This window comes from Vibrio breoganii (assembly GCF_024346795.1).
Classification (GTDB): Bacteria; Pseudomonadota; Gammaproteobacteria; order Enterobacterales; family Vibrionaceae; genus Vibrio; species Vibrio breoganii.
The window spans coordinates 890307-905140 of record NZ_AP024864.1 but is presented as its reverse complement, the minus strand read 5'-3'; the positions used below and the strand labels follow the sequence as shown (position 1 = coordinate 905140).

The 14834-nt window shown below is 44.3% G+C and carries 14 protein-coding genes; 4 read left to right on the top strand and 10 right to left on the bottom strand.

Annotated elements, in window-relative coordinates; translation table 11 throughout:
- Nucleotides 1–14 precede the first annotated feature (14 nt).
- Genes OCU35_RS04290 through rpiB form a run of 9 tightly spaced genes read right to left on the bottom strand, consistent with a single transcriptional unit; the run spans nt 15 to nt 7763 of the window.
- Nucleotides 15–926, bottom strand: coding sequence for an AEC family transporter (locus OCU35_RS04290; protein ID WP_038132834.1), 912 nt, complete (start codon nt 924–926; stop codon nt 15–17).
- A 5-nt stretch (nt 927–931) separates the two neighbouring features.
- Entirely contained in the window at nt 932–1705 is a 774-nt protein-coding gene (locus OCU35_RS04285; protein ID WP_017027708.1) for a triose-phosphate isomerase, read from the bottom strand.
- Entirely contained in the window at nt 1702–2337 is a 636-nt protein-coding gene (gene dhaL, locus OCU35_RS04280; protein WP_017027707.1) for a dihydroxyacetone kinase subunit DhaL, read from the bottom strand. Before dhaL ends, OCU35_RS04285 begins: the two co-directional genes overlap by 4 nt.
- A 4-nt stretch (nt 2338–2341) precedes the next feature.
- Complete coding sequence (locus OCU35_RS04275; RefSeq protein WP_102489740.1) at nt 2342–3343, bottom strand: dihydroxyacetone kinase subunit DhaK; 1002 nt, start codon at nt 3341–3343, stop codon at nt 2342–2344.
- A gap of 10 nt (nt 3344–3353) precedes the next feature.
- Complete coding sequence (locus OCU35_RS04270) at nt 3354–4364, bottom strand: 4-hydroxythreonine-4-phosphate dehydrogenase PdxA (protein WP_017027705.1); 1011 nt, start codon at nt 4362–4364, stop codon at nt 3354–3356.
- Between the two features lie 18 nt (nt 4365–4382).
- Nucleotides 4383–5666: a TRAP transporter large permease gene (locus OCU35_RS04265; protein WP_017027704.1), complete on the bottom strand. Its 1284-nt coding sequence runs from the start codon at nt 5664–5666 to the stop codon at nt 4383–4385.
- Complete coding sequence (locus OCU35_RS04260) at nt 5663–6235, bottom strand: TRAP transporter small permease (RefSeq protein ID WP_017027703.1); 573 nt, start codon at nt 6233–6235, stop codon at nt 5663–5665. The genes OCU35_RS04265 and OCU35_RS04260 overlap by 4 nt, the downstream gene beginning before the upstream one ends.
- A gap of 56 nt (nt 6236–6291) precedes the next feature.
- A complete protein-coding gene (locus OCU35_RS04255) occupies nt 6292–7275 on the bottom strand; it encodes a TRAP transporter substrate-binding protein (RefSeq protein WP_017027702.1) in 984 nt (327 codons plus the stop codon).
- A gap of 38 nt (nt 7276–7313) precedes the next feature.
- Nucleotides 7314–7763: a ribose 5-phosphate isomerase B gene (gene rpiB, locus OCU35_RS04250; RefSeq protein ID WP_102430418.1), complete on the bottom strand. Its 450-nt coding sequence runs from the start codon at nt 7761–7763 to the stop codon at nt 7314–7316.
- A gap of 419 nt (nt 7764–8182) precedes the next feature.
- Here rpiB and glpX point away from each other — a divergent pair, with 419 nt between their 5' ends.
- Nucleotides 8183–9190 carry a class II fructose-bisphosphatase gene (glpX, locus tag OCU35_RS04245; RefSeq protein WP_261825704.1) on the top strand — a complete coding sequence of 336 codons (1008 nt, stop codon included), beginning with the start codon at nt 8183–8185 and terminating at the stop codon, nt 9188–9190.
- Nucleotides 9191–9287: 97 nt separating this feature from the next.
- Nucleotides 9288–10262 (top strand): sugar-binding transcriptional regulator, encoded by a 975-nt coding sequence (locus OCU35_RS04240; RefSeq protein ID WP_026026198.1) that lies wholly within the window; start codon nt 9288–9290, stop codon nt 10260–10262.
- Nucleotides 10263–10309: 47 nt separating this feature from the next.
- Here the strand turns inward: OCU35_RS04240 and OCU35_RS04235 are convergent, their stop codons facing one another.
- On the bottom strand, nt 10310–10456 hold the full coding sequence (locus tag OCU35_RS04235; protein ID WP_017028962.1) for a hypothetical protein: 147 nt from the start codon (nt 10454–10456) through the stop codon (nt 10310–10312).
- Between the two features lie 247 nt (nt 10457–10703).
- Here OCU35_RS04235 and OCU35_RS04230 point away from each other — a divergent pair, with 247 nt between their 5' ends.
- Together OCU35_RS04230 and OCU35_RS04225 are read left to right on the top strand one after the other, a co-directional pair.
- Nucleotides 10704–11054: a DUF3147 family protein gene (locus OCU35_RS04230; protein ID WP_261825703.1), complete on the top strand. Its 351-nt coding sequence runs from the start codon at nt 10704–10706 to the stop codon at nt 11052–11054.
- 302 nt (nt 11055–11356) lie between these two features.
- Nucleotides 11357–14590, top strand: coding sequence for a glycoside hydrolase family 3 protein (locus tag OCU35_RS04225; RefSeq protein WP_241794190.1), 3234 nt, complete (start codon nt 11357–11359; stop codon nt 14588–14590).
- Nucleotides 14591–14834: the final 244 nt, after the last annotated feature.

Genomic DNA, 14834 nt, shown 5'->3' with positions numbered 1-14834 from the left:
CTTATATGTTTCGCTCAAACTAAACGCGAAACAATGACTTCCCAAGCAAACACCGACAACAGAGATAACCCCGTCGATCCGACAATGACACTTGCTGTGGCTTCCCTCGCGACTTGGTAGCGTTCTGCCAATAAATAGACATTAATTCCGGTGGGTAAACTACAAAGTAACACCAACACCTGCATTTCAAGTAAATCCAACTGTAACCAAAAGTAGCTGATGCACAGCACAATGAATGGGAATCCAATCATTTTCACAAACAACAACATAGTGACTTTCTGTTGTAATAGCTGTTGAGTGTTGTAAAAACTCAAGCTCGCTCCCAACACTAGTAAAATGATAGGCAACGCATACATTCCAACATGATCTACCGCACTCAGTAGATAAGACGGCAAAGGAATGGAAAGCAAGTTGATCAAAGCACCCGTTACAATTGCGATAATGATGGGGTCACTAGCAACCTTTCGATAGCTGTAGAACCCAGCCTCACCACTGCGAATCATCAATATATTAAAAAGAGGCAACACCAAGACTAAGTTGATGAATACCACGCCCATTAATATCAGCTCGGCCTCCGTTCCGTACAAAGAAAAGATCAACGGAACGCCAACACCAACAGCATTAGGATATAACGCTGAGATCGACTTTATGTTTGAACAGGACGATGTTTCATCGCAGGTCTTAGCAAGAAATAACCGCATCAGCACAAATAGAGTGAACATGGCCAATAGGTAACTAATCACCAGATTCAAAGATGGCAAGTGATCAAAGTCAGCCTTCACCATTGAACCAAAAAATAGAGTGGGCGTTAAAAAAGCAAATGCAAAGCTTCTTACCCAACCCACTCTGGTTTCGTTAAAGGCGTGAATGAATTTAGCCAACATAAAGCCGACTAATATCCATCCAATTAACTGCACTTGTTGCATCTAATTTAGTTCGCTTTGCTTTGCGCTATTTCTAGCAAATGGCAATACCCATCGGCATTCCAAGCAGTACGGCCCACAAACAAGCCATCGATATTCGCTTGGTCTAGTAGTTCAGAGGCGTTATCAAGATTGACACTGCCACCATAAAGTAGAACCATTTTTTGCGAAATTGATGAACCAAACTCAGCGCTCAAAGCATTACGAATCGCTAAGTGCACTCGCTCTGCTTCCTCTGATGTCGCAGGGATACCCTGCTCACCTATCGCCCACACCGGTTCATAAGCAATAATGACATCTGCAACTTGCTCTTTTGGCACTTCGTATAAGGCAATCTTCACCTGCCTAATGACTGACTCTGCTGACACACCCCAACGCTTTTCATCGTGAGTATCGCCCACACACACTAAAGGGGTTAAGCCATGCTTGAGACTAGCAAGTACCTTTTTGTTTACTCGTTCATCCGTTTCACCAAACATCGCGCGTCGCTCAGAATGGCCAATTTCAACCAGAGTGGCTCCACAATCTTTTACCTGTATGGGTGACACTTCGCCTGTATAAGCGCCTTCATCCTGCCAACAGATATTCTGTGAGCCGATGCGAACACCTTTATCATTCAGTTGCTCACTCACCTGTTGAATATATGGAAAAGAAGGGATCACAAAAGGTTGAACCGACTCCGAGCACGCTTTTACCGCAGGTGCTACCGCGGATGCCCATGCATCCGCCGCAGCGCTGGTTTTGTTCATTTTCCAACTAGTGCCTATCCACACTTTTTTCATGCTGTCACTTGCTCCGTAGCAAACTCAGTCATAAATTGAAGAATAAACGCCATAGACACAGCACCAGGATCTGGGTGTCCTAGAGAACGTTCACCCAATGTTTTTGCCTTACCCGTTGTGGCAATCATATCTTTAGTCGCTTCTACACCTTGCTGAGCGGCAGCGGCAATGGCAGGTAAATTCTCTGCTAAATCGCCTTTGCGAGACTCAGATTCCTTAACTGCAGCCACCAGTGCATCAATCATGGTTTTATCGCCAGGTTTCGCGCCACCACGCTCATACACACCCTGTAAACCTGCTGATAAAAATTCAGACAATGTTTCAGCGTTTAGCTCGGTCGCGCCTTTAATTGCTTTTGCACCTGAACGGAACAAAGTACCAAAGATAGCGCCAGAAGCACCGCCCATAGTCGCCATCATTGTGGAGCCGATTTTTAACAGTAGCTTGCTCACATCAGCAGGTTGATAGCTCTCATCTGCTAGCAGTTCTTGGACCGCTTTGAATCCACGTTCCATACCAATGCCGTGGTCACCATCACCAATGGTTTGGTCAAACTTAGTTAACACCGGCTCACTCGCTACCATTTGTTTAGCAACATAAGCCATCATTTCTTTTGCAATTACTACGTCCATTGTCTTACTTCCTTAAAGCAAATGAGTCACAAGGTTGGTTGTATAGTTCTTTCAGCTCTGCATCGAGCTTGAGCAGGGTCAGTGAATACCCTGACATTTCTTGAGAGGTACAGTAGTTACCCACTAGCGTGTCGTGTACTGTGATACCACGTTCTGCCAATAGTTTGTGCGCTTGGCGAGTTGCGATAAGTAGCTCCATATAGGTCGAAGCACCCAAGTTATTCACCAGAAGGCACACTTCATCGCCGTTTTGATAAGGCAGGTCATCACACAACTGGTCAATGAGCTTAGTTACGACTTCGTCGGCAGTGCTCATTTTCTCTCTAGCAACACCTGGTTCACCATGGAGCCCCATGCCGATTTCAAGCTCGTCATCAGGCAGTTCAAAATTAAAGGTATTGGTTTGAGGTACCGAGCCGGCAGAAAGGGCCACACCAATTGAACGTGTGTAATCACGAGCACGCTCAGTCACTTCAACGACTTTGTCGAAATCGTCATAAGCTTCCGATGCAGCACCCGCAATTTTCAATACATAAAGATCACCCGCGGTGCCACGACGTTCTTCTATTTTCTCCAGTGGCGCAGAAGCCACATCATCCCATACGCGAATGGTATGCGTCTTGATATCATCGTCATCAGCCAGCTCAGACGCGATATCAAAGTTCATGTTGTCGCCAGCATAGTTGCCATAGATATAGATAACGCCTTTACCGTTATCTACCGCCTCTGTGGTTTGCAAAATTACGTTTGGTGGTGGTGCTGCAAATATGTCGCCTAAGGCAGCTGCGTCCGCTAGACCTTTACCCACATAGCCTGCGAACAATGGTTCATGGCCAGAGCCGCCCCCCGTCAAAATAGCCACTTTATCGCTAGGTAGGTCAGTACGAATCGCGCCCGTGATACCGGGTAGGCCCTCTAGCTTGCCACTCATTGCCGCCAACAAACCCTCATATTGCTCTTGAGCAACTACCATTGGGTCATTAATCAGTTTCTTTGGCTTTCTCATGATAGTTTCCTTACGCAAATTTCTTCTGGTAGGTCGTCGCCATCTTCACTGTTGTGATCAAGGCATTTTCCATAGCGGCTGTTGATGCAATATTTTTTCCGTAGATATCAAATGCACTGCCGTGGTTTGCTGTAGCGATTGGTAGCGGAATGCCGCCTTGTACTGTAACGCCACGGTCGAAGCCCATCATTTTCAAAGCAGTAGCACCTTGGTCGTGATACATAGACACTACCGAGTTCATGTTTTGTTTTTGCACAATCCACATGGTGGTATCACCAGGGTATGGTCCAAAGGCTTGGATCCCTTTCTCTTTCGCTTTCTCAATCGCTGGCGTGATAATGGTGATTTCTTCATCGCCAAATAGGCCGCCTTCCCCACCGTGCGGGTTTAGAGCTTGTACTGCAATCTTCGGCTCTGGGAAGCCTGCTGACTTAAGAGTACGATCCATCAGCTCGATGGTTTCTAGTACTGACTCCACACTTAGATTGTCCACCACATCTTTAAATGGGATATGAGAGGTAACTCGACCCGCCCAAATGTCATCAACCACATTCACTTCACAGCCAAAATCTTTGTAATCAGTAAGCTCTGCAAACCAAGACAACTCGTCACGATGCGCTAGACCCGCCATATGCATTGCTTGTTTGTTCAGAGGAGCAAAACAGATTCCGTGAGTTTTTCCAGCAAGAGTAAGATCTACAGCTATCTTCAAAGAGTCCAATACGTATTGACCACCCTGCGCGGTCGCCTTGCCGTATTCAATGTCATCTGCATGAGAGTTCTTGAATGTCAGTAGCGCTGGCGTATTGTTTTTAAACTCGGCTTCTTCAAAGCTTGATACTAGCTGGTAGTCAAAGCTTGCCTGCGCCACATCCATGCCTTTACGTAATTCGTACTCTTCAGCAATAATTAATATGTTAGCCAGCTCTCTATTCTTTTGTTCGCTTAGCACTTTAACCGCGACTTCCGGGCCAATACCTGATGGGTCGCCTAGCACTAGAGCAATAGTTGGTTTCGTCATTTTCATTTGTCCTTAAATTTAGTTGTATAGGTAATTTACAAATCCAATAGAGATTGCGGGTACGTAGGTCGCGAGCATCAATACCGCTACTAATACTGCGATGAACATCGCGTTCACTTTTGTCACGGACCAAATATCTTTCTTAGCAATCGAACAGGCCGTAATTAATACACTGGCGACTGGTGGCGTTTGCTGTCCGATCGAGATATTCAGAGCCAACATAATGCCAAAGTGGATAGGATCGATTCCCAATTGGTGAATCAGAGGTAACACAATCGGTACTGTTAGGATGATGGCAGCTGCGCCATGCAAGAATATGCCAACGACCAGTAACATTAAGTTCAACATCATAAGAACAACATATTTGTTCTCTGAAATGCTAAGGATGCCAGCAGCCATTGCTTGAGGAACTTCTTGCTCTGTTAAAAACAGGCCTAATACAGCTGACGTCGCAACTAACAACATCACGACTGATGTACCAGTAACACCTTCCATTACTGCTTTGTAGAAGGTTTTCAACGACATTTCTTTGTAGATGAAAACTGAGATAACAAGTGCAAGCAGTACGGCAATACCTGCAGCTTCTGTTGCTGTCATAAAGCCTGATAGGATGCCACCAAGGATTGCAAACGGTAGAGTCAAAGCCCAAAAAGCATCTTTAAACGCGACCCAAAGCTTACGTAAGCTAAATGAATCTTCTCGAGGCAAGTCATACTTAACGGCGTAGTAGTAACACACACCGAACATACCTGCTGCGCCCAATAAGCCAGAAATAATGCCCGCTACAAATAGCTGTGAAATAGACACATCAGCCATTGCGCCGTAGATAATCATTGGTAGCGAGGGTGGGATAATGACAGCAAGTGATGCAGAAGAAGACGTCACAGCAGCAGAGAAGCTACCTGAATAACCACGCTTTTTCATCGCTGGAATCAAGATCGAGCCCAATGCAGCCACATCAGCAACGGCCGAGCCTGAGATTTCCGCAAAAATCATCGACACGCCCACGTTCACCATAGACAGACCACCACGCACGAAACCAACAATAGCATTAACAAAGTTAATCAATCGCAGTGAAATACCACCAGTGTTCATCAATGCACCCGCAAAAACGAACAATGGAATAGACAATAGGGTGAATTTCGAACCACCTTCAAACATCGCTAAAGCAGCGTTGTAAATTGAATCAATACCTGAGGTTGCAACCATACCAACCAAAGCAACCGCACCAATTGCAATGCCAATAGGTACATTGATCATCACAAGGGCAATCAAACAAACCAAAACTAAAATCGAACTCATTTCACTGTCTCCATGACATCGGCCATCTCTTTCTTAGCATCGCGAATGGCTTCTTCTATTTCTTCGCCTTCTTGAGTCGTGCCCTTGCTAACCATTTCCCACGCTTTAGGGAAAGAGCAAAGCTGCGCCACTACAAACAAGACTGCGCCAATAGGAAGTGCTGACTGAGCAAATGAAAGCGGAACAAATTCCAGACTGGTTAAGGTCTCATCGCCGAAGATTTGCAAGATGTAATAGCTTGCCCAGGCAATGGTGACAAAAAAACTGATAACAATAAGTTCACTAAGCAAAAAGAGTGCTTTACGGCTGGTCAGTGGCAAGCTTGCTATAAAACCACCAAAGCCCATATGAGATCGTTTAAGTGCGCAAAGCGCAGAACCGTAGAAACTAAGCCAAGCCAATAAAATGGCAGATACTTCATCGTACCAATACAAAGAAGCACCACTAAAACGGGAGAATACCGCTGTAATTATGATTGCGCTTAACGACAATAGAATCGTTGCTGAAACAACAATGAGTACTTTTTCTAAAACATTGGATATGGCATTTATACCGCTTCTAAATGACATCTTGTCCCCCAAAAGAAAGAAAAAGTCATGCCCCTTACGGGACATGACTTAAATGGTTATTGCGCGCTTGATAGTGCTTTTGTCAGCATAACATCGCCGTTATTTACGTTTTTCTTGAAGTCGTCGTAGATTGGGCCACTTGCATCAACAAATGCCTGGCGATCTGCCACATTCAGCTTCATACCACCAGCCACTAACTTGTCTTTCAGCTCGGTTTCAAGTTGTGCAGCCTGGGTGTAGCCCCATTGTTGAGCAGCCTTAGCTGATGCTTCCAAAATATCGCGAACTTCTTGAGAGTGCTTACCGTAGTGTTTTGCACCCGCAGTCAAATACGCTGGCGTGTAAACGTGATTAGTCACACTTACGTAGCTTTGAACTTCATTTAGCTTAGCGGCATAAATGTTAGTGTATGGGTTTTCTTGACCATCAATAACGCCTGTTTGCAAGCCAATGAATACTTCACTGAAGCTCATAGGAGTTGGGTTTGCTCCCCAGTTCTTAAACATTTTCACACGCCAAGAGCTGTTTGGAGTACGAATCTTAAGGCCTTTCAAATCAGCTGGTGTATTGATTGGGCGCTCACTGTTAGTGATGTTACGGAAGCCGTTTTCCCAAAAACCAATAACGCGATAGCCTTTCTTTTCAGCCGCAGGCGCGATATAAGGCCAGAACACTTCTTGCTCAATTTTTGCTACATGTTCACGGTCAGAAACAAGGAAAGGTAATTCAAAAAGTGCCATTTCTGAAACATGAGTAGGAAGCGTTGACGTCAATAGAGCAAGGTCAATCGTACCTAGCTTCAATTTTTGTTGAACATCTTTGTCTTTACCTAATTGGGCAGCACCGAAAAACTTCAAGTTGTAATCGATACCTGCTTTATCAAACTCTTTGTTTGCATAGTCAGTAAAGTATTCTGTCGTGTTGTACTGAAGAGAGCCTACTTGCGCACTGGTCGCTACTTTCAGGTCTTTAGCGAACGCTGTTGAAGACATCATTACTGCTACAGCTACTGCACTTGGTATTAGAATAGTTTTTTTCATTGTATGTTCCACGTTAGTCCATTAATTAAGCAAATTGATTAAGCGATAAATTCTTTCTCTATCTCCTTGATTCGATTTACTTTTGGGGTTGATGGTCCATCAGAGAACTCTGATTGGAGCCATGTATCTAGGATGCTCTTCGCCAATTCACTGCCGATAACTCTTGCACCCATAGTAATAATTTGTGCGTCGTTGCTCTTACGCGCACGTTCTGCTGAAAAGGTGTCATGACATAAGGCCGCTCTGATCCCTGGGACCTTATTTGCAACGATTGATACGCCAATACCCGTGCCACAAAGAATGATGCCTCTCTCGTGTCGCCCTTTACTTACCGCCACGCTGACTTCCTTAGCTACATCAGGGTAAAGAATTCCATCTTCTGGAGCGGCTCCATAATCAACGAATTCAATTCCCTTTGCGCTCAGGTGTTGCTTCAGTATTTCTTTGAGTTCTACTGCTGCATCATCACACCCTATTGCAATCGACATCCCAACCTCACTGTTCATATGTTCCGTACAAGTTACAAATGATAGTAAACAAGTTGTTACAAACCGCAACATACCGCGAGTTACAAACGCGATAATTATCACAAAAAAACAACAATGCCGTGCGTGTCTGTGATTACGATCAAATAAAAATCCTGCATATACAAGCTGTCCATTTATTAATCAAATATCATAGGCATGCTATATTTTCTTTATTTTTCAGTTATTTAATAACGAAAGATAGATAATGGAGCGCTCAGTTATAAATCAATGGCCAATTGTGTATTTACCGTTGAAATGCTCAATAGGACGCATATAGAGCATCAAAAAAAATTAACATTCGTTGCTTTTTATATTAGTGAACATTTGTTAAGTTATATGAACATATGAACACACAGCTAACTATTGTTAAGGACACGACAATGAAACCAGAACTATCCATAGCCTTTTCTCAGGTCACAGAAGGTGCAGCATTAGCGGGTTACAAATGGCTGGGAAGAGGAGATAAGAACTCAGCGGACAACTCAGCCGTTGAAGCGATGCGTTATCTACTGAATAACACCTCTATCGATGGCAGGATTGTCATAGGAGAAGGCGAGATTGATGATGCTCCAATGCTCTATATTGGCGAAGAGCTTGGTTTAGGTGGCAGCGCTGTGGATATTGCAGTGGATCCTATAGAGGGAACACGAATGACAGCGATGGGACAATCTAATGCTATCGCCGTTTTAGCTGCCGGCGAAAAAGGCAGCTTTCTTGAGGCGCCCGATATGTATATGGAGAAGCTTGTAGTGGGTCCTAAAGCCAAAGGTAGTATCGACCTACACCTTCCTCTACAAGAAAATCTACATAACGTAGCAAAGGCACTGAACAAAGATTTAGAAGAGCTTGTTGTTGTGACCCTTGCCAAGCCTCGACATGAAGCTGTTATTCGTGAAATGCAACAACAGGGAATCCGCGTGTATGCATTTCCTGATGGTGACGTCGCCGCTTCTATCCTGACGTGTATGCCCGATAGTGATATTGACCTTATGTATTGTGTTGGCGGTGCTCCAGAAGGCATTGTGACCGCCGCCGTAATGAAAGCGCTAGATGGAGACATGCAGGGTAGATTGCTCCCACGACATCAAGTCAAAGAACAATCTGATGACAATATCCGCCATGGCAATATCGAAATTAAACGCTGCATTGAAATGGGTGTTGAACCAAACCAAGTATTGGCTCTCAATGATATGGTTAAGTCAGACAATGTGATCTTCTCGGCAACGGGCATTACCAAAGGTGATTTACTTGATGGTGTTTATCGTGATGGTGACCTAATCACTACGGAAACACTCCTGATCCAAGGAAAGAACCGAACCATTCGCAAGATAAAGTCAACACACGACATTAAGCACCTAGATGCAAACCTCGCCGAACTGGTGTGCTAATAATGTAAATTGCCTACTTTTTTACTAAAGTAGGCAATTTACCTGTTGTTAACTTATTAATTTTATTATTCTTTGTGTTATGCAGTAAAAATACTGAATGGACGCTATGAAAATCGAACAAACAGAAGAAACGAACCTACTCACCGAAATTGCTGTCGCCTATTATCAAGATGGCGCAACGCAAGAAGAGATCTCTAAGCGATTTGGACTAACCCGAGTTAAAGTGGGTCGACTTCTAAAGCGAGCTCGAGACATTGGTATCGTAGAGATCACGGTTAAGTACCATCCGGTTTTCAGTGCTAAATTAGAAGAAAAACTAAAAGAAACATTCGGCTTAAAGCGAGCTTTAATCGCTCTAGATCAACCCAGTGAAGAAGAACAACGAACACTGATCGCCAGCGTAGTTTCTACCTATCTCTCCTCTAGCCTAAACGACAACATGGTCATCTCTGTTGGACAAGGAAGAAACGTATCTGCGGTATCTGAGCATATTGGCATAGTCACCCCCAAAGAGTGCACCTTCGTTGCCAGCATCGGTGGTATTCACCCTAGAGGTGGCATGTTAAATGCCGATCATATATCTCGACAGTTTGCGAAAACCTTTGGTGGTGTGAGTGAAACCCTTTATGCCCCGGCCTACATCTCAGATCCTGACCTGCGCAATACTCTGATGAACGACATTACCGTTCGCCAAACTATGGATATTGCTCGTAAAGCTGACGTGGCATTGGTCGGTATTGGTGATCTCGCTGAGAATAGTTATATGGTTAACCAAGGCTGGTTTTCAGTTCAAGAAATGGTGGAGGCACGAATCCAACAAGGCGTTGTCGGAGAAGTGGGGGGGTATGACTTTTTCGATATTAAGGGAGAGGTTCAAGATACTAAAATGAGTAACCGCGTTGTAGGTTTAACTATTGCTGATTATCAAAAAATACCAGAGGTTATCGCGATCGCAGCAGAGAATAGTAAGCCACTCTCTATCTTAGGCGCTTTGCGCACTGGCGCCATTGATGTTCTTGCCACTAGCGTAGCAAACGCTATCACGATTCTAAACCTAGAAGCACAACAGTAAACACTTAAGACGCGCGGGTATCTACGCGCGTCTTTCTTCACGACTTGCTATGCAATCCACTGCAAACTTAGCAACACCACACCCGTTGCAAACAAAGAAAACAAACCTACCACACCACAAATTTCATCAAAACGCATAGCGACTGTGGATGACGCATTCTTAGTATTGGTATTCACTACTGTTGCTGAGTTCATATGCACCTTCATTGTTGTAATATTTCAGATTGATGCCGACATTCTAACCAGTTATGTGATCAGCATCAATATTATATGTAACAAAAGTACAAATACCTCATTTATCTAGTTACAAACAGATCATCGTTACGTTTCGATATCAGCCACCTTTATCTTAAGCTCAGAGGGCCTTGCAAAGGTGCCAAATAAATCAGGTTTAGTGCAAGAAGGTTTCTATAATTCATAGATAATCCTAAGGGGATAAAGCATGTATTGGATCATCACTAAATACCTCATCACCGCAGGCTTAATCGTGTTCATCTCAGAGGTGGCCAAGCGCAGCGATAAACTGGGTGCGCTGGTTGCAGCATTGCCTACTGTCACTATCTTGGCTCTAATCTGGATGCACATTGAGGGATTACCTAGAGAGAAACTCGCCAATCATTCCTTTTATACCTTTTGGTACGTCCTCCCCACTCTTCCTATGTTTTTGCTCTTCCCTATCCTTATAGAAGGTTTTACGTTTTGGATTTCATTGCTGTTATGTGTCGGACTTTCCCTATTCTGTTTTGGCGCAGTGGCGCTTCTGGCAAGGTTTGTAGGTGTACAATTACTTTAACCTTATGAAATGCGTTAAAAATGAATAACATAGACACTTTAAATATTTTATGTAAGCGCTTACATAACTAGCTGAAAATAACTCTAACCCGGATCATGTTTTGACACACTCTGTCATTTGATTTGCACTATTTCTAGGTCACTCACATTTAAAATTAATCATACAAGTCAATGGGTTACAACTTTAATTGGCGCACATTTATACAATTAAATTCACTTTAATATCATGCATAGAGCGTATGAATGTTACCCCCGCATATCAATGCTCTACGGATATCATTTACCTCAATGACGAGACCAATAATGAAAACAAAAATAAATTTACTCTCCAGTGTAATTTCGGCCACATTAATCTTAGGTTGTACTTCTTTGGGCGCCAAAGAAAGCGCTTTCACAATTCCCCACTTTGATGAATGGCCCCAAGTAGACAGTGTTGTTAAAACCAACCCCGGCATAGAAAATCGAGTTCAAAAAATTCTAGCGAAAATGACGCTGGAAGAAAAAGTGGGCCAGATGGTTCAGCCCGACCTTCGCGAAGTCACTCCAGAAGAAGCCAAAGAATATAAACTGGGTTCCTTGTTAAACGGTGGCGGGGGTTGGCCAAATGAGGACAAATACGCCACAGCAGAAGATTGGGCAAAAGAGTCAGATAAATACTGGTTTGCTCTAAAAGAAGCGTATGCCGATAGAGGCTTCGATATCCCGTTCATTTGGGCAACCGATGCAGTACACGGTCACAACAACGTATTCAAGGCGACGGTATTCCCGCACAACATTGGTCTAGGTGCCGCCAGAAACCCTGACCTTATTGAAGAGATCGGTCGTGCCACCGCAAAAGAAATCGTGGCTACCGGTCTAGATTGGACCTTTGCACCAACGGTTGCGTCTCCTCGAGATTATCGCTGGGGCCGAGTCTATGAAGGCTACTCAGAAGATCCTGAGGTGATTTACGCTTATGCAGGCCGTATGGTTACCGGTCTTCAAGGTGGTAAAAACGGTATCAAGACCGACAGTCACGTCATCTCTAACGTGAAACACTGGGTTGGCGACGGCGGTACCCTTGATGGTGTTGACCGCGGCGAAAACCACTACAGCGAGGAGTATTTAAGAAACATCCATGCTACCGGTTACTTCTCAGGGCTAAATGCTGGCGCTCAGGTAGTCATGAGCTCATTTAACTCTTGGCACAACCCTGCTAACTACGACCAAACGGGTACGGGTGAGTACAACTATAAGATCCACGGCAGTAAGTATCTTCTCAATGATGTACTAAAGGACGAAATGGGCTTTGACGGCATCATTGTTACCGACTGGAATGGTCAAGGTGAGATCAACGGTTGTACCGCTGCAAACTGTCCAGAGGCAGTGAATGCGGGTAACGATGTATTCATGGTGACCTCTCGCAACGATTGGAAGTCTTTCTACCACAATGTCATTCAGCAAGTGGAAGATGGCATTATCCCAATGGAACGTATTGATGACGCGGTTACCCGTATTCTGCGTGTGAAAATGCGCGCGCAGCTTTGGGAAAAACCACAACCATCGCTTCGTACCTATGCGGGTAAATCTGACATCTTAGGTGCGGATGAGCATCGCGCATTGGCGAGAGAAGCCGTGAGCCAATCACTCGTTCTTCTAAAGAATAACGACAATATTCTGCCACTTTCACCTAATCAAAAATACTTGGTTCTAGGTAGTGCGGCAAATGACATTCAAAAACAAACCGGTGGCTGGACACTGACTTGGCAAGGCACAGAAAATGAAATCGAGCGCGATTTCCCTGGTGCTCAAACCATGCTGATGGCCATGCGTGAGCTAGTAGGTGAAGAAAATGTCATTACTGATATTAATCAAGCCGATGAAGACACCACGGCAATTGTTGTGTTTGGTGAAGACCCATACGCTGAGATGTTTGGTGACATTAAGAAGAACCAAACCCTTGAATACGCCACATTAAAATCCAAGTATGGCGAAGACTTAGATCTCATTCGAGAACTGAAACAACAAGGCAATCCTGTGGTTTCTGTGTTCTATTCTGGCCGTCCATTGTACGTCAATGAAGAAATCAATAAATCAGATGCATTCGTTGCAGCATGGCTTCCGGGTACAGAAGCAGGAGGCATCACCGATGTACTCTTTGCTCAAGACAACCATGGTTTCACCGGTTCATTGTCTTACTCTTGGCCTAACCTAAAATGCTCGACAACCATCAACCGTCACGCACCAAACATTAAAGACTACGTGACTCCAGAAACAGAGCAAGACATTGAAGGCGAGCACAAGCCACTATTCCCTTACGGCTATGGCTTGACCTACTCTAGCAATACCGAAGATCAAGACTTGGATAACTTGCCTCTAGATCCTCGAGAGTTTGGCTGTGGGCAGGACAAACCTGACGATGGCATCGCTACCGAGCCTCTAGAAATCTTTGGACGTTCAAGCTCTGGTGAGTTTGTTGCAAGAATGTCTGGCGATAATACCGGTTGGGCTGGCGTTGATGTTTCAAATGGTTCAGAAACCACCATTGGTAACCTAACGACTCACCCTATCAACTACATGCACCAGCAAGATGCTATTAATGTGACTTTCTCAGGAGAAGGCGCGCGTCAACTGTACATGCAAACCTATGACGAGCAAGGTGAGGATAGAAACTCATATCTCAATGCGGATGCAACGCTGCAGTTTGATATCGATGTGAAGAAAGAAATACCTGATAACTTCATTCTATCAATGCACTGTGAGTGGCCTTGTTTTGGCGAAGTGGAAGTCGGAAAAGTTCTACCAAAACCACTGGCAGACCCATCACAGAGCAACTGGCAAACCATCAAGATACCTTTGCAGTGTCTTGCTGATGAAGGCATGAGCTTCCCAATGATGAATACCGCATTCCTGCTGTACTCAAACGAGTCTCAAGAATTCGAATTTAACCTTGGTGAAATTCGCTTTGTACCTCGTTCAATCGATCCTGCTGAAGATGCGCTAACTTGTGAAGAAATAGCAGGTGAAGTATTGCCTCCACTTGATCAAGACGTTGTCGATGTAAGCGCGCTTTGGCCAAACCTAACCGACTACAAGGTGAATACGGATGACTGGCAAGGTATCGAAGGTCATATGACTTATCAAAGACTGTCGAATGGCGATTTAAGCGTTGCCTACGATGCAACAAGTCCAGAAAGCTACAAAGGTATTGTCTTCGTTCAAGGTGAGCCTCAGAACCTAGAAAACTACCTTGATGGCACGCTAGAGTTTGAGCTTTATGTAGAAACCTATGGTACTCCAGCCAACGAGGGTGAAAATGCCACTCAAGGCTTAGTGATCAAGATGGAATCTCCAGAAGGCCCTGGTGATGACCTACTATTGCCTCGCGCTGATTACCCTGTGGGCGAGTGGCACAAGGTCTCAGTACCAATGTCACAACTTAACACTGGTAGCTTAAACATTAACAATGTGAATACCCCACTCGCTTCGCTACCGTCATGGAATGCTAGCCAAGCTGGATTTACATTCACAGTGAGAAACATTGAGCTAATTAAGTAGCTATTGGTTAGTACTTACTACTAAATCAAAAGGTCAGGTCTATTATAGACTTGACCTTTTTCTTTTTTGTCTGGTTAAAAAACACTCTTTCACAATAACTCCATAAATCAATCACCTAGAATCGGCCCCATTTTTGCTTTGTCAGAACAACGTAAGAATCACCCTGCATATATTGATGTGCTCAATAATCGAGCCGTATAATGGCTCGTGTGAACACGTTTTAATCAAAGTACAGGTGCTGTAC